This window comes from Sphingopyxis chilensis (genome assembly GCF_035930445.1).
GTDB classification, from domain to species: Bacteria; Pseudomonadota; Alphaproteobacteria; order Sphingomonadales; family Sphingomonadaceae; genus Sphingopyxis; species Sphingopyxis chilensis.
Window position 1 is genome coordinate 2,943,395 of record NZ_CP142394.1, and the last position, 17,739, is coordinate 2,961,133.

Genomic DNA, 17,739 nt, shown 5'->3' on the forward strand with positions numbered 1-17,739 from the left:
GCGGGAACCCGGCCCTTCGGGGAAATTCATGGTCGCGACAGGCATGGCTTGATAGGGGATGCCGATGCCGCGTCATGCCCCGCCAATCCTTGCCGTCCTGATGCTGTCGACAGCCGCGCCATCGACGGCGGCGTCGGCCGAACCCTCGCCCTATTCCGCCCTGGCGGCGGCGGAGACGCGCGTGGCGGCGATCGGATTTCGCCTGACGACCGAAAACGCCGCTTGGTGCCCGGTACGCCAGCCGCAGTTCGGCTGGATCTGGGGCGACCCGCGCCTTTACAACGCGGACCGGCGCACCGAGGCACTGGACGCCTATGGCGCCGACGACCAAACCCATGCCTTCATCGCCGCGGTGACGCCCGCCTCGCCGGCCGCATCGGCGGGGGTCGCGGTCGGCACGTCGGTCACCGGGATCGGCGAAGCGCCCGTCCCCGATGGCGAGAGCGATCATCCCTTCGCGCGGATCACCGCGATCGAAACCACTCTCGCGGCGCTGCCCACTGACGCTGCGCTTGCGCTCCATATCGGCGCTGGACGCACTATGGACGTCATGCCCAAGCCCGGTTGCGTGAGCGACTTTCGTGTCGAGGCGAACGAGAAGCCGGGGGCTGTCGCCGACGGACGCATGGTGCTCGTCAATCAGGGCCTTGTCGACTTTTCGCCCGACGATGAGGAACTCGCGGCGGCTATCGCGCACGAGCTGGCCCACAATATCCTGCGCCACCGCGCGCGGCTCGACGCGGCAGGTGTCAACCGTGGGCTTGCGAAGCAATTCGGCCGTAACGCGCGCATGTTCAAGCAGACCGAGATCGAGGCCGACCGGTTGTCGGTCTGGCTGCTCGCCGGGGCCGGCTATGATCCCGCGGCGGCGGCGCGCTTCTGGTCGCGGTTCGGCCAGCGCAAAGGGCGGCCCATGTTCCAGGCGAGCACCCACCCCTCCTGGCGCGACCGCGTCGCCGCGCTCGAAGCCGAAGCCGCCACCATCGCCGCGACGAGAATGCTCGGCCGGCCGCTGCACCCGCCGTTGGTCGACGCACCGCCGCCCTTGGAATAAGATGCGGCGCATCCTATTTGGGGGCATTCCCTTCTCCCCGACAAGGATCGATGCCATGACCCGTGAAACCGCCATTTTCGCCGGAGGCTGCTTCTGGTGCACCGAAGCGGTGTTCCAGTCGCTCGAAGGCGTCGAAGGGGTCGAGAGCGGCTATATCGGAGGCCATGTCGCGAGCCCCACCTACAAGCAGGTGTGCGGCGGCGACACCGGCCATGCCGAGGCGATCCGCATTACCTTCGACCCGTCGGTCATTTCCTATGACGATCTGCTCGACGTTCATTTCGCAACGCACGATCCGACGACACTCAATCGCCAGGGCAACGACATCGGCACCCAGTATCGCAGCGCGATCTTTCCGCTCAATGCCGCGCAGGCCGACGCGGCGCGCGACGGGATCGCGCGCGCCGGCGCCGACTGGCCCGCGCCGATCGTCACGACGGTCGAAAGCGCGTCCGAATGGTATCCGGCGGAGGATTATCATCAGGCCTATTGGGAAGGCGAAGGCCAGCGCAATCCCTATTGCATGGCGGTCATCCCGCCGAAACTGGCCAAGTTGCGCAAGGGATTCAGTGACCGTTTGCGTAGCGCATAGAAGAGCGGCGAGGTCTGCGGCCGCTGTTGCAATATGGCCGCATGACGTCACTTTTCGTTGACTTTCCAATTGTTTTGACTAGCGGACGCCCCTTCGCTGGGGCAGGGTGGCCCTGAAACACAGTTGGGGGGCACGGCCAGGTGCTGGCATCACTGTTTCTGATCGGCGCGTTTGTAACGACACCACAGATGTCGGTGCAGGCGGCAAGCCAGTCGATTGTCGAGGAAAGCGCCGGCGGAATGACGCAGGCGGTCAACCGGATGATCGGCGGCATCGCGAGCTATGCTCGCTGGCCCGACGGATCGCCTGCCGCCAATCGCCTGATGTGCGTCGTCGGCACTCCGCGCCTCGCGCCCCGTATGGCGCCGGAGACGCCGGGCCAGGGTTCGATATCGGTTCGCCTGACGTCCGCCGCCCGCGTCACTGCCGATTGCGACATATTGTTCCTCGGCCGAATGCCGGTCGCCGACCGGCGGCAATTGATCGCATGGGTGCGCGGCCGTCCGGTCCTGACGATCACCGACGATGACGCGGCGTGTATTTATGGCGCGATGTTCTGCCTCAACAGCCACGCCACGAGCCTCAGCTTCTCCGTCAATCTCGACGCGATCGGCCGCGGCCCGCTACGCGTCGATCCGCGGGTGCTGCGCATCGGCTCCGGCCAGGGAGGCGCGTGATGGGGGGATCGCCGCCTCGCCCCGTCGAACGGATCGGTGCGCGCACGACGCTGCAAAAGCTGCTGTCGCGTTTTCATTTCGGCATCACTTTGTTCGCCGTCGCGCTGTCTGGGCTGACGATCCTGCTCGCGGGCGTGACGGCGCTGCGCGGCTATGCCGACCGCAACATGGAGCTGGCCGCGCAGCTTGGCGCCTATGGCGTCGAACCGGCGCTGGTATTCAACGATCCGGTCGCCGCGCGCGAAGGCCTCGAACCGCTCACACGCATTCCCGGCATCGCGCGGCTGCGGGTGCTCAACGATGTCGGCCGGCCGGTGACCGAATGGACATCGCCCACCGCCGACCCGGCACCGACGCTTACCCGCATATTTTTCCCCCGTCCCTTCGCGGTGACGGTCGAGCGCAACGGATCGGCGATCGGGACGATCGAGGTATGGGGCGACAGTTCGACGCTGATCGACTATGTCCGGCTTGGCCTGCTCGCCGGGCTGACCTGCCTGCTCATCACCGCTTTCGGCACGATATTCCTGGCGCGGCGGTTCGAATATGAGCTCGTCAAGCCGCTCAATGAAATCGCGACCGTCGCGCACGACGTGCGGCTGCACCGCCGCTTCGACAAGCGCGTCCAGCCGCTCGGCATCGCCGAACTCGACCGGCTGGGCGGCGACATCAACGCGCTGCTCGACGAATTGCAGGGCTGGCAAGGCCATATGGAAAGCGAACGCGCGATGCTCGCCCACCGGGCGTCGCACGACCCGCTGACCGCAATGCCCAACCGCGCCGCCTTCGACGAACAGCTCGCGCAGCGCATCGAGGCCGCGACGGCGCGCGGCAGCCGCTTTGCGCTGCTGTTCATCGACGCCGACAATTTCAAGGCGGCCAATGACAATTTCGGCCATGCTGCGGGAGACGCCGTGCTCGTCGCGCTCTCGGCCTGTATCAAGGAAACGCTGCGCAAGGACGATTTCGCCGCCCGCATCGGCGGGGACGAATTCGTCGTCATCATCGATCCCTTCGACGCAGACACGGTCGCTGGCGAGCTCGCCAACCGGGTCCGGGCCTGTGTATCCCAACCGATCGCGTTGCCCGACGGACAAACCTATCGGGCATCGGTCAGTGTCGGCGTCGCGGTTTTCCCTGACAGCGGCAGCAACGCGACGGCGTTGCTCACCGCCGCCGACGCCGCCATGTATGCTGACAAATTGGCCAACCGTTCACGATGACCAACGGAGAGACGCCGTGACTCACGCCTTCCCCCACAAAATCCGCCTCTTCGCGATCGCCGTTCTGGCGGCGTTGCTCGCGGCATGCCAGAGCGCACCCTCGCCGAGCGACTTCAGCGCGGCGCAGATCGCGACGCTCCAGTCGGAGGGATTCGTCGACACCGGCCTCGGCTGGCAACTGAGCATGCCAGAAAGGCTCCTTTTCCCGTCGAACGAGAGCAGCGTGCCGGCCGACCAGCAAACGCGGATCGCCGATATCGCGGCCAAGCTCGTCTCGGTCGGGATAACGACCGCGCGGGTCGAAGGCCACACCGATTCAACCGGAACCTCGGCTTATAATCTCTGGCTGTCGCAGGCGCGCGCAGAGGCGGTCGCGACGCCGATGCAGGCGGGCGGAATGCGGCTTACCGCCGATCAGGTCGTCGGTCGCGGCGAAACCCTGCCCCTGTCGAGCAACGCGACGCCCGAAGGACGGCAGGACAACCGGCGCGTCGTCGTGATCGTTACGCCGCAATAAAGCGGCACGCACGCCTTCACCCGCCCTTTTCTTGACCGGCGTTCGCCGCTACGCCTTCCTTCATGAAACCGATCCGCAAAGCCGTCTTTCCCGTCGCCGGCCTCGGCACGCGCTTCCTGCCCGCGACCAAGGCGATCCCGAAGGAGATGCTGCCCGTCGTCGATCGGCCGCTGATCCAATATGCGGTCGACGAGGCGCGCGAGGCGGGGATCGAGCAGATGATCTTCGTCACCGGCCGCGGCAAGAGCGCGATCGAGGATCATTTCGACGTCGCCTTCGAACTGGAAAAGACGATGTCGGAGCGTGGCAAGGATTTGTCGGTGCTCGAACCGACACGCCTCGGCCCCGGCGCCTGCGCCTACGTCCGGCAGCAGGAACCGTTGGGTTTGGGCCACGCCATATGGTGCGCGCGCGACATCGTCGGCGACGAGCCTTTCGCGATCTTCCTGCCCGACGAATTCATGCACGGGTCGCCCGGCTGCATGAAGCAGATGGTCGATGCCTATGCCCGCGTCGGCGGCAACATGATCTCCGTGCTCGAAGTGCCGCGCGAACAGGTATCGTCCTATGGCGTGATCGCGCCCGGCGCGCGCGACGGGGCGCTGACCGAGGTGACCGGCCTCGTCGAAAAACCTGCGGTCGACGCGGCACCGTCGAACCTGATCATTTCGGGCCGCTACATCCTGCAACCCGAGGTGATGCGCGTGCTCGAACGCCAGGAAAAGGGCGCGGGGGGCGAAATCCAGCTTACCGACGCGATGGCGACGATGATCGGCAGCCAGCCCTTTCACGCCGTCACCTTCGACGGCGCGCGCTACGACTGCGGATCGAAGGCCGGCTATATCCAGGCGAATCTCGCGGTTGCCCTCGGGCGTGCCGATCTGGCGGACGAGGTCCGCGCCTTTGCTATCGACCTGCTGAAATAAGCCGGCGAAGGCAGCACACCCCCGCCGGAAAACCGTTTATTCGCCCTCGATATTCGGCTTCGGGAAGGTGTCGGCGCCGAGCGTCTTGTAAAGCAGCCCGCCAACAGCGCCGCCGATCAGCGGCGCGAGCCAGAACAGCCACAATTGCTGGAACGCGAGGCCGCCGACGACAAGCGCCGGCCCCGTGCTGCGCGCCGGGTTGACCGAGGTATTGGTCACGGGGATCGAGATGAGGTGGATCAGGGCCAGCGCGAGGCCGATCGCCAGCGGCGCAAAACCGGCCGGTGCGCGGCCGTCGGTCGATCCCATGATGATCCAGACGAAGAAAGCGGTCAGCAGTATCTCGATGATCAGCGCCGACCAGATATCATAGCCGCCGGGCGACCCTTCGCCGAACCCGTTGGCGGCAAGGCCGTTCGTCGCGAGGTCATAGGCGGGATTGCCGCTCGCGATGTAAAAGAGCAGGAACGCCGCGACGATCGCGCCAAGCACCTGCGCAATGACATAGAGCGGAATGTCGCGCGCCTCGAACCGCCCGCCAGCCCACAAGCCGACGGTGACAGCGGGGTTGAGGTGGCAGCCCGAAATATGGCCGATCGCATAGGCCATCGTCACGACCGTCAACCCGAAAGCAAGCGAGACGCCGAGCAACCCGATGCCGACATCGGGAAAGGCGGCGGCCAGGACCGCGCTGCCGCAACCGCCGAGCACAAGCCAGAACGTGCCGATAAATTCGGCCAAACCCTTTTGGATATTCGTCATGATGACCCTCCTCCCCGCCGGCGGCCTCAGACGCCTCCGGCGCGGCGTCATCCTATCAGTGTTGCAGGATCGGGCAAGCCCTTGTCCGAGCGGAAGGAATCAGGCCGCGGCGACGGCTTCGACGAAGCGCTGCGCACGCTGGTGCAGCGACTGCGCGGCCTCGGTCAGCCCGGCCGACAATCGGCCTAGCGTTTGCGCGCCGTCCCCGACCGCGGTGGCGCCGTGGCCGATCTCGCGCACCCGCGAATCGATCTCTCGCCCCGCAAACACGGCTTGCTCGACATAGCTTGCGATCGTCAGCGTCGTCGCGCTCTGGCCGTCGACCGCGCGGTCGATCGCGTCGGAAAAGCCATTGTTCGCGTCGATCGCCCTTTCGACCTCGTCGAAGCCCGCGGCGACCTGTCCCACGATGTCTCGGATCCGATCGACATATTGGGCGATGTCGCCCGCGGCTGTGCGCGTCTGGCTGGCCAGCGTCTTCACTTCCGATGCGACGACGGCGAAACCGCGACCGGCCTCGCCCGCCCGCGCAGCCTCGATCCCGGCGTTGAGCGCGAGCATGTTGGTGCGGCTCGCCATGTCGATGATCAGCGCGAGCATCTGTTCGATCGACTGGCTGGCCGCCTTCAACGCAGCCGCCCGTTCGCTCGCCTGCTTGATCTTGATATGCGCGTCGCCGCGAACGGCGCGCGCGCGTGATCCGTCCTCGACGATCCGCGTCATCGTCGCGGCGAGTGCATGGCCGCGATCGCCGAGGTCCTGCAGGCCGGCGAGCGTCTGCGCCGTCGCACCGGCCACGGTCACGGCATCGCGGCCCGTCTGCTGGGCACGATCGGACAGGGTGCCCGCGACCGCCTCGACCCTTGTCGCGGTTTCGGAGAGGGTGACGGTGAGCGCAGCGATATCCTGCCGGAATTGCCGCCCGACGTCGTCGATATGCGTCGCACGCGCGGCGCGCTCCTGCGCCAGTTCGACCTCGCGCAGCATCGCGAGTTTGGCGAGCTGCGCGCTGTCGAGGGTCTCGACGAACCGGCCCGCCTCGACGAGGATCAGCTCCTGCTGCCCCGCGGACTGCGCGACGATCCGCAAAAGGTCGGTTGTCGACCGCGCCACATCCGCGATCGCGCAGGGTTCGATCATCGAAGCGATCGACCCGCCGATCGTCGGGTTCTGCATAAGCGAAAACCAGAAAGGACAGAAAAGCAGCTCGCGCACACGCTGTTCGCGAATGATGCCGATGGGGCGCCTCTCCCCGTCGACCACCGCGAGCGCGCGCAATTGCGGATTGCCGCGGAACAGGTCGATAACCTCGGACATATGTGCATCCGCGCCGATTGCGGACGCATGACCCGACGCTGGCGTAAAGGCATGTCCGATGGCGTTCATTCGATCCTCTTCAAGTTGCGACGCGGTGCCGCGCCTCAACTAGAGCCAGAGGGTAAACACCAATTTAACTATTTATTTCAGTGATGTGACACATGATCTGGCCGCGTCGTCGCCCTGTCGCAATATTCTGTTCAGATCGCGGCGATTATGCGATGGGACGCCAGGGTCGGGCCCTTGGCCGGCGAGGAGAATGACATGCGCGCTGTGATCGTTGCGGCAATGGCCGCCCCCCTGCTCGCCGGCTGCGTCAGCGCTGTGAAAACGGTGGTGACCGCGCCGGTCAAGGCCGTCGGCCAGGTTGCCGACTGGTCGACGACCAGCCAGGACGAGGCCGACCGCAACCGGGGCCGCGAGATGCGCAAGAGCGAGGAGCGCGTCGGCAAGCTGTCGCGCCAGCGCGACAAGGCGGCCGAGAAATGCCGCGACGGCAATGCGGAGCAATGCCAGCGCGCCGAGGTGCTTGAGCATGAGATCGAAGCCGAGATGGCGGCGCCGCGCTAGCCGCTTTACCGCACCCGCCGTCCTGTCCACACGACCCGGCCGACCAACCGGATCGCGGACATCGGCAGGTCGTCCCAACTGCGATAGTGGGGATTGTCGCTGATCACCGAAATCCTCCCCTGCCCCGGCGCGCGCGCGACGCGCTTCACCATCAGCACATCATCCATGCGCAACACATAGATGCCGTCGCGCAGCCGCGCCGCGGCGTCGCCCCCATCGACCAGTATATCATCGCCGTCACCCAGCGTCGGCGCCATCGAATCGCCCTCGACGCGAATGATGCTGAGCGTGCGCGGGTCGGCCCCCAGGTCGCGCAACCATTTAGGGTCGAACGCGACTTCGCCCTCGACCGGCTCGCCGTCGACGCTCGCGCCTGCCCCGGCGGAAGCACCGATCGCAAGCTTGGGCACAAGGATCATCCCCGGTCCGCGCACGCGCGCTGGCGTCGCGACGCGCAGCGCCGGTCCGCCGAGCACCGCTTCGGACACGCCCAGATAGGCGGCAATGCGCGCACGGTCCTGTTCCGCCAATCGCCGCGGCGAGCCGCGCTTGATATATTGCTGGATATAGGCGGGATTGCGTCCGATCACCTGCGACAGGCGCGCATAATCGATGCCCTTTTCGATCAAGAGGCGGTCGAGCGCGGCGCGCGGATCCTGAATATAGTCGGCCATGGGTCGCTGGGGGCTGGTCCTTCCTATTTCGTATCTAGCAAGAGGATTTTTCCTAGACAAGTAGGAAATCGAGCATCAAATAGGAAATATCCTATCGGGTGAGTCGCCCGGTTTTTGAAGCGCAATCGGGAGGAACAGATGGAGCGCAGCCTGTTGCAACGGATCGAGGCCTTTCTGAAGGAATCAGCGATGCCGCCAAGCGTGTTCGGCCGCGCCGCAGTGCGCGATCCGCGCTTCGTCAGTGACCTGCGCGGCGGTCGCGAGCCCGGACGCGAGATAATATGCCGTGCGGAACATTTCATGAACAAATGGCGCGCCGCTCGCCGCATCGGGGATAGCGTACCATTGGGCGACCGCAGAACCCGCGAGTTCTGGCGTGTCGAAGCAGGAGTTGAGGAATGATGCGCTGGTCCCCCGCCCTCCCGCCGCGGCCCGGCTGTCCGCATCGACGGCTCCGTCACCTGCTGACGCACGCATTGCCGCGCGGCCTCACGCCCCGAGCGTCGACCTTCCGCCCCTGGGCGAGCGCGAGCTTTGTCGGGGCGCGCCACATTTTTCCATGCGCGCTGGCGGCTGGAGACGTCGAGGCGACGCGGCGCGCGCTACAGGAACAGCTCGGTGCGGCCGAATGGACGCTGCCCGGGCATATCGTTGCCGATGTGGCGGTGGAATGCGGAACCGATCCGCAGACGTTGCGGGTCGAGATATTGACGGTCGAAGACTAGCCGACCGACTGGCGCGTCATGCGCTGCAGGGTGGAGAGTGCAGCTTCGAGCGCGAAGTCTACCTCCGGATCGTCCTCGGTCGCAACGCCTGTCGTCGCCGGGATCGCTGCCTTTGCGACCGCGTCTTGGCGGCGGCGCGCCAGTCCGGCTTCGAGGCGGGCAACCATGGCGCCGAGCGATTTGCCGTCAGGGTCGAGCGGCGGCGGTGACGTCATCTCGGCGGGCTGCAGCCAGGGCGCATCGGCACCGAGATCGTCTTCGGGCGCAAGATCGGCGAGCATAAGCTCGGTTTCGTCGTCGACCTCGACCGCTGCTCCGCCAAGCCAGGAATCGAATTCGGCGGGTTCGTAAACGCTCGCCGTCCCGACCGCGCCCAGCCCGCCCGCCGGCAGATCGCGACCCGCGCGGATCGGCGGCCGCGGCGGATCGTCGGGATGCAGGTCTACGCGGCGGCGGGTCAGGACGGGCTCGTCATCGTCCGCCTGTTCGACAGCGCGCCGGAAAGGGTTGCGCAGCGACGTCAGGCCGGCGGCCTCGGGCCGAGCGATCAGCAGTGCGACGAGCCCGGCGATCGCGGCGGCGACCGCCGACATGCCGAGCGCGAGCGCGAGCCGTCCGCCATTGCCGATCGGCGGGACGAACAGATCCGAGAGGCGGTCGAGGTAGAGATTCCAGCTGATCGCCGCGACCCACGAAAAAGGCATCAGCGCCGCGAACAGGAAAGTCAGCGCCGCCGCGCCGATCACCGCGGGGATCGCAGGCTGCAGCGCGCGCAGCAACGCGGTCGCAATGGCCCTCGTCCGGTTCTCGCTGGTTTCTTCCATATCGTTCCAAATCCATCGGCCCGCGGGGCCATCCTGTCGTTGCACCGAACGGCCGCCTCAGGCGCCACGCAGCAATCGCTGGTAAACCGGCTCGTAACGTAAAATGTTTGACGACCAGTTACGATGACTTTCGACAAAAATACGTGCGGTTCGCCGGCGTTCGGGCCACATCGCCCGACTTTCCAGCAATCCGGCGAGCGCGTCGGCAATCGCGACCGGGTCGTCGGGCGTGAAAAGCGTCCCCGTCGCACCGTGCTCGATCAGCTCGCGGTGACCCCCGACGTCCGATGCGGCGACGAGCTTGCCCTGCGCCATCGCCTCAAGTGGCTTCAGGGGCGTGACAAGATCGGTCAGCCGCATCTTCTTGCGCGGATAGGCGAGAATATCGATCAAGGAATAATAAAGCTCGACCTGCGTGTGCGGAACGCGGCCGACGAAATGTATCTGCGCCGCAGCGGGCGATGCCGCGGCCTGGGCCCTCAGCGCCGATTCCTTCGGCCCGCCCCCGACGAGCAGGAGCCGCGCCCTGGGCTGCCTGGCGACCACCGCGGGCATCGCGGTGATCAGGTCGTCGATTCCCTCATAATCATAGAAGCTGCCGATATAGCCGATCACGACATCGCCGGCGGCTAGGCCAAGATTGTCCGCCAGCCTATCGTCGCGCGGCGGCGGATCTCCGAACAGGTCGAGATCGACACCGTTGGGCGATACGGTGATTTTGGCGGGATCGATCCCGCGCGCGATCAGGTCGCCGCGCAGACCTTCACAGATCACCGCTACGGCGTCCGCCGATTTGACCGCGTGTGTTTCAAGCTTCTTGGTCATCCGGTAACGCAAGCTGCCCTCGCGTCCCGTGCCATTTCCGACCGCCGCATCCTCCCAGAAGGCGCGGATTTCATAGATGACCGGGATGCCGAGCGCCTTGCCTACGCGCAGCGCCGCCAAGCCATCGAGCACAGGTGAATGGGCGTGGAGAACGTCGGGCTTCCATTCCTTCGCCAGCGCCTCGACGCGCTTCGCCAGCGCCCGGATTTCGCGCCATTCGCGAAGCGGCGACCGCGCCGGCGCGATCGGCGATGTGCGGTAAAAGGTCAGTCCGTCGACCGTCTCGACGTCGGGGCCGGGCTCGGGATGGCGCACGCCGGTGACCCCCGCCACCTGCCAACCCTTCAAGGCTTGCGCCTTCATCAGCGCGCGGGTGCGAAAGGTGTAGCCGCTGTGCGCGGGCAAGCTATGATCGAGGACGTGCAATATTCGGGTCATCGTGCAGGGCCTTTGGCAGACAAGGCTTAACGCGGCGTCAACCCCAATAGCCTAGGCAACATCTTATATGGTCGACAATTTTTCCATTGGCCTGACGCACGTCCTGATGGCGATCGCGTTATGGCGCCTGCTCTATCGTGACGATCTCGACCGCGAGGTGAGCCCGCGCATGCTGTGGCAACAGCGCCGCGACGCCGAACGTGCCGCCGAGGAAGCGCGCACCGATGCGTGACATCGCCTTTGTCGCCTTTCTTTTCGCTTTCATCGGGGTCGGCTTTCGCAAGCCGTTCCTGTTTGTGCTGTGCTTTTGCTACATCGACATCGTCGCGCCGCAACGCCTCAGCTATTTCCTCATCAACTCGATCCCGATCTCGCTGATCGTCTTCGGGCTGGCGATCGTCGGCTGGCTCGCGGTCGACGACAAGAAGGACACGCGATGGTCGGGGCGCCAATTCCTGCTGGTCGCTTTGCTCCTCTATTGCTGGATGACAACGATCCAGGCCGACTTCCCGGTCGAGGCCGCCGACAAATGGAGCTGGGTGTGGAAAGCGCTCGTCTGGGCGATTTTCCTGCCACTCACGCTCAGGACCAAGCTGCGGATCGAATCGCTGGTCCTGATCATGCTGCTGTCGGCAGCGGCGATCGCGATCGCCGGCGGGATCAAGACCGCGGCGGGCGGCGGCGGTTATGGCTCGCTGCAACTACTGCTCAACGAAAATTACGGCCTTTACGAAGGCTCGATCATGTCGGCGGTGGGCATTTCGATCATCCCGCTGATCCTCTGGTATCGCAAGCATGGCACGATCTTTCCTCCCGATTGGCGCGTCTCGCTCTTCTGCTTCGCGCTCGTCTTCGCCTGCGCGCTGCTCCCCATCGGCACGCAGGCGCGCACCGGTCTCGTTTGCCTCGTCATCCTCGCGATCATGTCGCTGCGCGCGGTGAAGCACCGTTTCCTCTACATGGCGGGCGCGGGGCTGCTGGCCCTCGCGACCATCCCCTTCCTGCCGCAAAGCTTTACCGAGCGGATGGAAACGATCCGCGACCATAAATCCGACCAGTCGGCCTCGACGCGCGTCGCGGTGTGGGCGTGGACATGGGAATATGCGAAGGAAAATCCGTTCGGCGGTGGTTTCGAAGCCTATATCCAGAACCGCGTCCGCGTCGAAAAGGCGGCGAGCGCCTATGATCCCGACGCGCCGCAAAATGCCGAACCCACGGTCTATGAGGAACATTCACGCGCCTATCATTCGAGCTATTTCGAGATGCTCGGCGAGCAGGGCTATCCGGGGCTCGCGCTGTGGCTGTTGCTCCATGCGGTCGGGCTGCTCAGGATGGAGCAGCTCCGTCGCCGCTATCTCAAGACGCGGCGCGCCGAGGAACAATGGATCGCGCCGCTCGCGACCGCGCTCCAGCACGGCCATATCACTTATATGGTCGGGTCGCTGTTCGTCGGAATCGCTTTCCAGCCCTTTATCTACATGATGCTCGCGCTCGAAATGGGGCTCACGACCTATGTCCGCCGGCGCGAACAGGAAGCCGGGTGGCGCCCGCTGACCGCGCGCCCGGCGCAGGTTCCGGCCCGGCATCCGGTGATCAACCCCGGCTGATCCCGGAACCAATTGGCGGACCGGGGCGCTATTGCGCCATGTCCGCCTCGCGCCTTGTCCATGTCGACGACAGCCTGCCCGGCATCAGCCGCGAGCGTTCGGGCGTCGGCTGGCGATACCGCGACGCCAAGGGAAAGATCATCCGCGACCGCGAGGAAATCGAGCGCCTTAACGCGATCGCGCTACCCCCCGCCTATGAGGATGCGTGGTTCTGTCCCGCGCCGAACGGCCATATCCTCGCGACCGGCTACGACGCACGCGGACGCAAGCAATATCGTTACCATCCCGAATTCCGAATGGCGCGCGATGCCGACAAATATGATCGCTGCGCCGCTTTTGGGCACGCGCTGCCGCTCCTCCGCGCACGCCTCGCCGACGATCTTGCCCGCCGGACGCTCTGTTCGGAACGCGTGGTAGCGGCGGTGGTGCGGCTGCTCGATCTCGCCGCGCTGCGCATCGGAAACGAGCAATATGTCGCCGCGAACAAGAGCTTTGGCGCAACGACGCTGCGCCAGCGCCATGCAAAGGCGTCCGGCCGGACGCTGCGCCTGCAATATGTCGCCAAGGGTGGCGCGAAACGTGACGTGACGATCAGCGACCGCAGCCTTTCGACCCTCGTTCGCCGGCTACAGGACCTGCCCGGACAGAAGCTTTTCCAGTATGAGGATCCGGACGGCCTCTGTGCGGTCGGGTCGGACGATGTGAACGCCTATATCCGCGAGGCGATGGGCGACGAATTCAGCGCCAAGCATTTCCGCACCTGGTCGGCCAGCGTCGAGGCTTTCGCCTTCCTTTACGACGCGCCCGAACCGCCGACGCTGAAGGCGATGCTCGAACATGTCGCCGACCGGCTCGGCAACACGCCAGCCATCGCACGCAAAGCCTATGTCCACCCGGCGATGATCGCGGCGGCGCAGGATCGCGACGATTTTGCCGCAACCATCGGCAACCTGCCGCGCGCAACACGCTATCTTTCGCGTTACGAACGCGGCTTTTTAGCCTATCTGGAGCAGGCGCCCGCGGCCGCGGTGCTGCTCCAATCCGCCTGATCCGATTCAAGAGGGCCTGACGTGAATTTTCCCTTGCTTGCCACCGCGACATCCGCCGCCCCGAAAGCCGCGCCCGCAAGAACCCCGGCAACCAACCCGATCGAAGACCTGCAGCGCTCTTGGGACATGAGCATCGCGTGGGTGAACAGCCACTGGCTGCAGATCGGCATCGCAATCGGCGCCGGCCTCCTCATTTTCTTCGTCCTGTCGATGCTGCGCCGCTTCGCGCTGAAGCATGCACAGTCGGCCGAAGGCGAGATGACGCTGACCCACATCGCCGGGCGTGTGATCCACAAGACCAAATCACTTGTGCTCGCAATCATCGCAATTCGCCTTGTCGCGGGTTATGCGCAGCCGCCGGCGGTGATCATGCAAATGATCCATTTCGCCTTCACCGTGGCCGTGGTGCTGCAGGTCGCGATCTGGGCGCGCGAGATCGTGCTCGGGCTGATCCAGCGCCGTGCAGCCGAAGGGCATAACGAAACGCTCAGCAATGCGATGGGCATCATCCGCCTGCTGATCAGCGTCGCGCTGTTCGCGATCGCGGCGATCGTGATCCTCGACAATATGGGAGTCAACGTCACCGGCCTGATCGCCGGTCTCGGAATCGGCGGCATCGCGATCGGCCTCGCGGCGCAGGGCATATTTTCCGATCTCTTCGCCTCGCTCTCGATCATATTCGATCGGCCCTTCCGCGTCGGCGAAACCATCAAATACGATATGAGCACGGCGACGGTCGAACGCATCGGGCTCAAGAGCACCCGCCTCCGCTCGGTCAACGGCGAGTTGCTCGTCATTTCGAACACCAATCTTCTGGCCAAGGAGATCACCAATTTCGCGCATCTCCACCGCCGCCGCGTTACCTTCATGATCGGGGTCATCTATCAGACAACCCCAGCGATGCTGCGCGAGCTGCCCGCGCTGCTCGAGGAACAGGTCAAGGCGGCAGGGCAGGAGTTCATCCGTTCGAGCTTTGTCTCGTTCGGCCCATCGAGCCTCGATTTCGAGCTGCTCTTTGACGTTTTCAGCGACGATTATGACGTCGTGACCGCGGCGCGCACCGATGTCGCGATCCGTCTGTTCGAGGCGATGGCGGGCGCCGGTTACGAATTTGCCTATCCCACGCAGACGACCTTTACCGCGGCGCCCGACGGGACGATGATTCTTCCCTATGCCGAAAGCGTCACGATGAAGACGCCCAAGCCTGCCAAGAGCTGACGCTACGGCGACGCGGCTGCGGGGCTTGGCCCTTGTGCAACGCCGCAAGAGAGGCCTAGAACGCGCCCCGAACCAGCAATTGAGGGGATGATCAAATGGCCTCCATCACACCGCAGGATCTGCAAGCCAGGGTTGGTGAGCATCTCGGCACGTCCGAATGGGTGCTCGTCGACCAGGATATGATCGACAAGTTCGCCGACGCGACGGGCGACCACCAGTTCATCCATATCGACGAGGAAAAGGCGAAGCTCACGCCCTTCGGCGGCACGATCGCGCACGGCTTCCTGACGCTGTCGCTGATCCCGATGCTGGGGGCTCGCACCGACGGGCCAAAGATCGAAGGCGTCAAGATGGGCGTGAACTATGGCGGCAACAAGGTCCGGTTCCTCGCCCCTGTCCGCTCGGGCAAGCGCGTGCGCAGCCATGTGAAGCTGCTCGAACTCGAAGAAAAGCGCCCCGGCCAGTGGCAACAGACCAACGAAGTGACGATCGAGATCGAAGGCGAGGAAAAGCCCGCGTTGATCGCCGAATGGATCAGCCAGTTTTTCGTTTAAAGCACAGGTATTTCTGGCCGCCCTCCCCCGTTAAGATAACCGGAATCAGAAAGAAGGACCCCTATCATGCGTGACGCCGTCATCGTTTCCACCGCCCGCACCCCGCTGACCAAGGCGGCACGCGGCTCGTTCAACAACACGCTGGCCCCGACGCTGGGCGCCCATGCGGTCCGCGCCGCGGTCGAGCGCGCCGGCATCGAAGGCGGCGAAATTGACGACGTCGTCTTCGGCGCCGCGATGCAGCAGGGCTCGCAGACGATGAACGTCGCGCGCCTGATCGCGCTGCGCTCCGGCCTGCCCGTCACCGTCCCCGGCATGTCGATCGACCGCCAATGCTCGTCGGGCCTGATGACGATCGCGACCGCCGCGAAGCAGATCATCGTCGACCGCCAGGACATCGCGGTCGCCGGCGGCATCGAGTCGATCTCGAAGGTCAGCGGCAGCGGCAAGGTGTTCATCGAGACCGACGCCGAGCTGATCGCGATGCACAAGGACACCTATATGCCGATGATCGGCACTGCCGAGGTCGTCGCGAAGCGCTATAACATCAGCCGCGAAGTTCAGGACGAATATTCGCTCCAGTCGCAGCAGCGCACCGCCGCCGCGCAGGCAGCGGGCAAATATGACGACGAGATCGTGGCCTGCAAGGCGACGATGGCGGTGATGGACAAGGAAACCAAGGAAGTCAGCTTCAAGGAGGTCGTCGCCGACAAGGACGAATGCAACCGTCCCGACACGACGCTCGAAGGGCTCGCCAGCCTGAAGCCGGTAATGGGCGAAGGCCACACGATCACCGCGGGCAACGCCAGCCAGCTCGCCGACGGCGCGTCGGCATGCGTCGTGATGGAAGCCAAGGTCGCCGAGAAGAAGGGCCTCCAACCGCTTGGCCGTTATGTCGGCATGGCAGTCGCGGGCACCGAACCCGACGAAATGGGCATCGGTCCCGTCTTTGCGATCCCCAAGCTGCTCGAACGCTTCGAGCTCAAGATGGACGACATCGGCCTGTGGGAACTCAACGAGGCCTTTGCGGTGCAGGTTCTCTACTGCCGCGACAAGCTCGGCATCCCGAACGAATTGCTCAACGTCAACGGCGGCTCGATCTCGATCGGCCACCCCTTCGGCATGACCGGCGCGCGCTGCGTCGGCCACGCGCTGATCGAAGGCAAGCGCCGCGGCGTCAAATATGCCGTCGTCACCATGTGCATCGGCGGCGGCCAGGGCGCAGCGGGCCTGTTCGAGGTCTTCTGATTTGCGCCTGAGTGCTCCGCGTATCGAGCCGGTCGATTTGGGCCGGCTCGATGCCGACCAGCGCGCCGCGCTCGAACCCTTCCTTGCTTCCGATGGGGGCAAGGTCGGGGGCGGCAAGATCCTCAACATCTTCCGCACCCTTGCTCATGCGCCCAAGGCGCTGACCGCCTTCCTCGGCTGGGGCAATTATATCCTGTCGCGACGCAACGCGCTGAGCCCGCGCGACCGCGAACTCGTCATCCTGCGCACGGGTTACAACTGCCGCTCGGGTTATGAGTGGACGCAGCACAAGCGCATCGGGCTCGACTGTGGCCTCTCCGAAGACGATATCGCGCGCATCAAGGCCGGTCCCGATGCGGAGGGCTGGAGCGACCTCGACCGCGCCATGCTCCGCGCGACCGACGAGCTGGCCACCGACCATTTCGTGACCGACGCCACATGGGCCGCGCTCGCGCCGCTCGGCGACAAGGGTCGCATGGACCTCGTGATGACCGTCGGCCAGTACACGCAAGTCTCGATGATATTGAACAGCTTCGGCATCCAGGTCGAGGACGGCTGGGACGTCGACCCCGATCTGAAGGCCTGAACAGGGAGAATGACATGAGTGCCATCGGTGTGATCGCCACGCTGCGCGTGCAGTCGGGCAAGGAAGACGAGTTCGAGGGTGTGTTTGCCGAACTCGCCGCTGCGGTGAACGCGAACGAAACGGGCAACAGCTATTACCGCCTGTTCCGGACGGGCGAAACCGGCATCTACAAGGTCCTCGAATGCTATGACAATCAGGCGGCGCTCGACGCGCATCGCGCGTCGGACCATTTCCGCTCGATCGGCGCGCGCCTCGGCCCTTGCCTCGCGGGAGCCCCCGAGATCGAGACGCTAAGCGCGGCCTGAGCGGCTGGTTTCGACCGGAGGTTGCCGATAGAGATCTGTGCCCCGGCG

At 65.1% G+C, this 17,739-nt stretch carries 22 protein-coding genes; 17 read left to right on the top strand and 5 right to left on the bottom strand.

Features of this window, described 5'->3' with window-relative positions:
* Positions 1 to 64 precede the first annotated feature (64 nt).
* The 6 genes from VSX79_RS13695 (at position 65) to galU (ending at position 4,989) form a co-directional block, all read left to right on the top strand.
* On the top strand, positions 65 to 1,054 hold the full coding sequence (locus tag VSX79_RS13695) for a M48 family metallopeptidase (protein WP_326913623.1): 990 nt from the start codon (positions 65 to 67) through the stop codon (positions 1,052 to 1,054).
* Between the two features lie 55 nt (positions 1,055 to 1,109).
* Positions 1,110 to 1,646 carry a peptide-methionine (S)-S-oxide reductase MsrA gene (gene msrA, locus VSX79_RS13700; RefSeq protein WP_179494518.1) on the top strand — a complete coding sequence of 179 codons (537 nt, stop codon included), beginning with the start codon at positions 1,110 to 1,112 and terminating at the stop codon, positions 1,644 to 1,646.
* A gap of 140 nt (positions 1,647 to 1,786) precedes the next feature.
* Positions 1,787 to 2,323 carry a YfiR family protein gene (locus tag VSX79_RS13705; RefSeq protein ID WP_326913624.1) on the top strand — a complete coding sequence of 179 codons (537 nt, stop codon included), beginning with the start codon at positions 1,787 to 1,789 and terminating at the stop codon, positions 2,321 to 2,323.
* Positions 2,323 to 3,546, top strand: a complete 1,224-nt coding sequence (locus VSX79_RS13710) for a diguanylate cyclase (RefSeq protein ID WP_326913625.1) — start codon at positions 2,323 to 2,325, stop codon at positions 3,544 to 3,546. The genes VSX79_RS13705 and VSX79_RS13710 overlap by 1 nt, the downstream gene beginning before the upstream one ends.
* 16 nt (positions 3,547 to 3,562) lie before the next feature.
* Positions 3,563 to 4,063 (top strand): OmpA family protein, encoded by a 501-nt coding sequence (locus VSX79_RS13715; RefSeq protein WP_326913626.1) that lies wholly within the window; start codon positions 3,563 to 3,565, stop codon positions 4,061 to 4,063.
* A 62-nt stretch (positions 4,064 to 4,125) separates the two neighbouring features.
* Entirely contained in the window at positions 4,126 to 4,989 is an 864-nt protein-coding gene (galU, locus tag VSX79_RS13720; RefSeq protein ID WP_179494512.1) for a UTP--glucose-1-phosphate uridylyltransferase GalU, read from the top strand.
* A 36-nt stretch (positions 4,990 to 5,025) separates the two neighbouring features.
* Here galU and aqpZ read toward each other — a convergent pair whose 3' ends face one another.
* Positions 5,026 to 5,751: an aquaporin Z gene (gene aqpZ / locus VSX79_RS13725; protein ID WP_179494510.1), complete on the bottom strand. Its 726-nt coding sequence runs from the start codon at positions 5,749 to 5,751 to the stop codon at positions 5,026 to 5,028.
* Between the two features lie 99 nt (positions 5,752 to 5,850).
* On the bottom strand, positions 5,851 to 7,068 hold the full coding sequence (locus VSX79_RS13730) for a methyl-accepting chemotaxis protein (RefSeq protein WP_326913627.1): 1,218 nt from the start codon (positions 7,066 to 7,068) through the stop codon (positions 5,851 to 5,853).
* 264 nt (positions 7,069 to 7,332) lie between these two features.
* Here VSX79_RS13730 and VSX79_RS13735 point away from each other — a divergent pair, with 264 nt between their 5' ends.
* A complete protein-coding gene (locus VSX79_RS13735) occupies positions 7,333 to 7,638 on the top strand; it encodes a hypothetical protein (protein WP_179494506.1) in 306 nt (101 codons plus the stop codon).
* Positions 7,639 to 7,643: 5 nt separating this feature from the next.
* On the opposite strand, the gene VSX79_RS13740 is transcribed toward VSX79_RS13735, so the two are convergent.
* A complete protein-coding gene (locus VSX79_RS13740) occupies positions 7,644 to 8,312 on the bottom strand; it encodes a S24 family peptidase (RefSeq protein ID WP_179494504.1) in 669 nt (222 codons plus the stop codon).
* Positions 8,313 to 8,450: 138 nt separating this feature from the next.
* On the opposite strand from VSX79_RS13740, the gene VSX79_RS13745 reads away from it, so the two are divergent.
* Both VSX79_RS13745 and VSX79_RS13750 read left to right on the top strand, forming a co-directional pair.
* Complete coding sequence (locus VSX79_RS13745; protein WP_326913628.1) at positions 8,451 to 8,714, top strand: hypothetical protein; 264 nt, start codon at positions 8,451 to 8,453, stop codon at positions 8,712 to 8,714.
* The gene (locus VSX79_RS13750) at positions 8,711 to 9,037 is read left to right on the top strand and encodes a hypothetical protein (RefSeq protein WP_326913629.1); all 327 of its coding nucleotides are present in this window, start codon (positions 8,711 to 8,713) and stop codon (positions 9,035 to 9,037) included. The genes VSX79_RS13745 and VSX79_RS13750 overlap by 4 nt, the downstream gene beginning before the upstream one ends.
* On the opposite strand, the gene VSX79_RS13755 is transcribed toward VSX79_RS13750, so the two are convergent.
* The gene (locus VSX79_RS13755) at positions 9,034 to 9,861 is read right to left on the bottom strand and encodes a hypothetical protein (protein WP_326913630.1); all 828 of its coding nucleotides are present in this window, start codon (positions 9,859 to 9,861) and stop codon (positions 9,034 to 9,036) included. The two genes, VSX79_RS13750 and VSX79_RS13755, sit on opposite strands and share 4 nt — an antisense overlap.
* 57 nt (positions 9,862 to 9,918) lie before the next feature.
* Positions 9,919 to 11,124, bottom strand: coding sequence for a TIGR04063 family PEP-CTERM/XrtA system glycosyltransferase (locus tag VSX79_RS13760; RefSeq protein ID WP_326913631.1), 1,206 nt, complete (start codon positions 11,122 to 11,124; stop codon positions 9,919 to 9,921).
* A gap of 67 nt (positions 11,125 to 11,191) precedes the next feature.
* Between VSX79_RS13760 and VSX79_RS13765 the strand changes: the two genes are divergently transcribed.
* The 8 genes from VSX79_RS13765 to VSX79_RS13800 all read left to right on the top strand — a co-directional run bounded on the left by VSX79_RS13765 (position 11,192) and on the right by VSX79_RS13800 (position 17,691).
* Positions 11,192 to 11,356 carry a hypothetical protein gene (locus VSX79_RS13765; RefSeq protein WP_179494498.1) on the top strand — a complete coding sequence of 55 codons (165 nt, stop codon included), beginning with the start codon at positions 11,192 to 11,194 and terminating at the stop codon, positions 11,354 to 11,356.
* Positions 11,349 to 12,731, top strand: a complete 1,383-nt coding sequence (locus tag VSX79_RS13770; RefSeq protein ID WP_179494496.1) for a putative O-glycosylation ligase, exosortase A system-associated — start codon at positions 11,349 to 11,351, stop codon at positions 12,729 to 12,731. The genes VSX79_RS13765 and VSX79_RS13770 overlap by 8 nt, the downstream gene beginning before the upstream one ends.
* A gap of 38 nt (positions 12,732 to 12,769) precedes the next feature.
* Positions 12,770 to 13,780 carry a DNA topoisomerase IB gene (locus tag VSX79_RS13775; protein WP_179494494.1) on the top strand — a complete coding sequence of 337 codons (1,011 nt, stop codon included), beginning with the start codon at positions 12,770 to 12,772 and terminating at the stop codon, positions 13,778 to 13,780.
* Between the two features lie 126 nt (positions 13,781 to 13,906).
* Positions 13,907 to 14,998, top strand: coding sequence for a mechanosensitive ion channel family protein (locus tag VSX79_RS13780; protein ID WP_407697285.1), 1,092 nt, complete (start codon positions 13,907 to 13,909; stop codon positions 14,996 to 14,998).
* Positions 14,999 to 15,093: 95 nt separating this feature from the next.
* Positions 15,094 to 15,552, top strand: a complete 459-nt coding sequence (locus tag VSX79_RS13785) for a MaoC family dehydratase (RefSeq protein WP_326913633.1) — start codon at positions 15,094 to 15,096, stop codon at positions 15,550 to 15,552.
* Between the two features lie 66 nt (positions 15,553 to 15,618).
* On the top strand, positions 15,619 to 16,800 hold the full coding sequence (locus VSX79_RS13790; protein ID WP_179494488.1) for an acetyl-CoA C-acyltransferase: 1,182 nt from the start codon (positions 15,619 to 15,621) through the stop codon (positions 16,798 to 16,800).
* A gap of 1 nt (position 16,801) precedes the next feature.
* The gene (locus VSX79_RS13795; protein WP_179494486.1) at positions 16,802 to 17,386 is read left to right on the top strand and encodes a carboxymuconolactone decarboxylase family protein; all 585 of its coding nucleotides are present in this window, start codon (positions 16,802 to 16,804) and stop codon (positions 17,384 to 17,386) included.
* Positions 17,387 to 17,400: 14 nt separating this feature from the next.
* Positions 17,401 to 17,691, top strand: coding sequence for a putative quinol monooxygenase (locus VSX79_RS13800; RefSeq protein ID WP_179494484.1), 291 nt, complete (start codon positions 17,401 to 17,403; stop codon positions 17,689 to 17,691).
* The last annotated feature ends 48 nt before the right edge of the window (positions 17,692 to 17,739 follow it).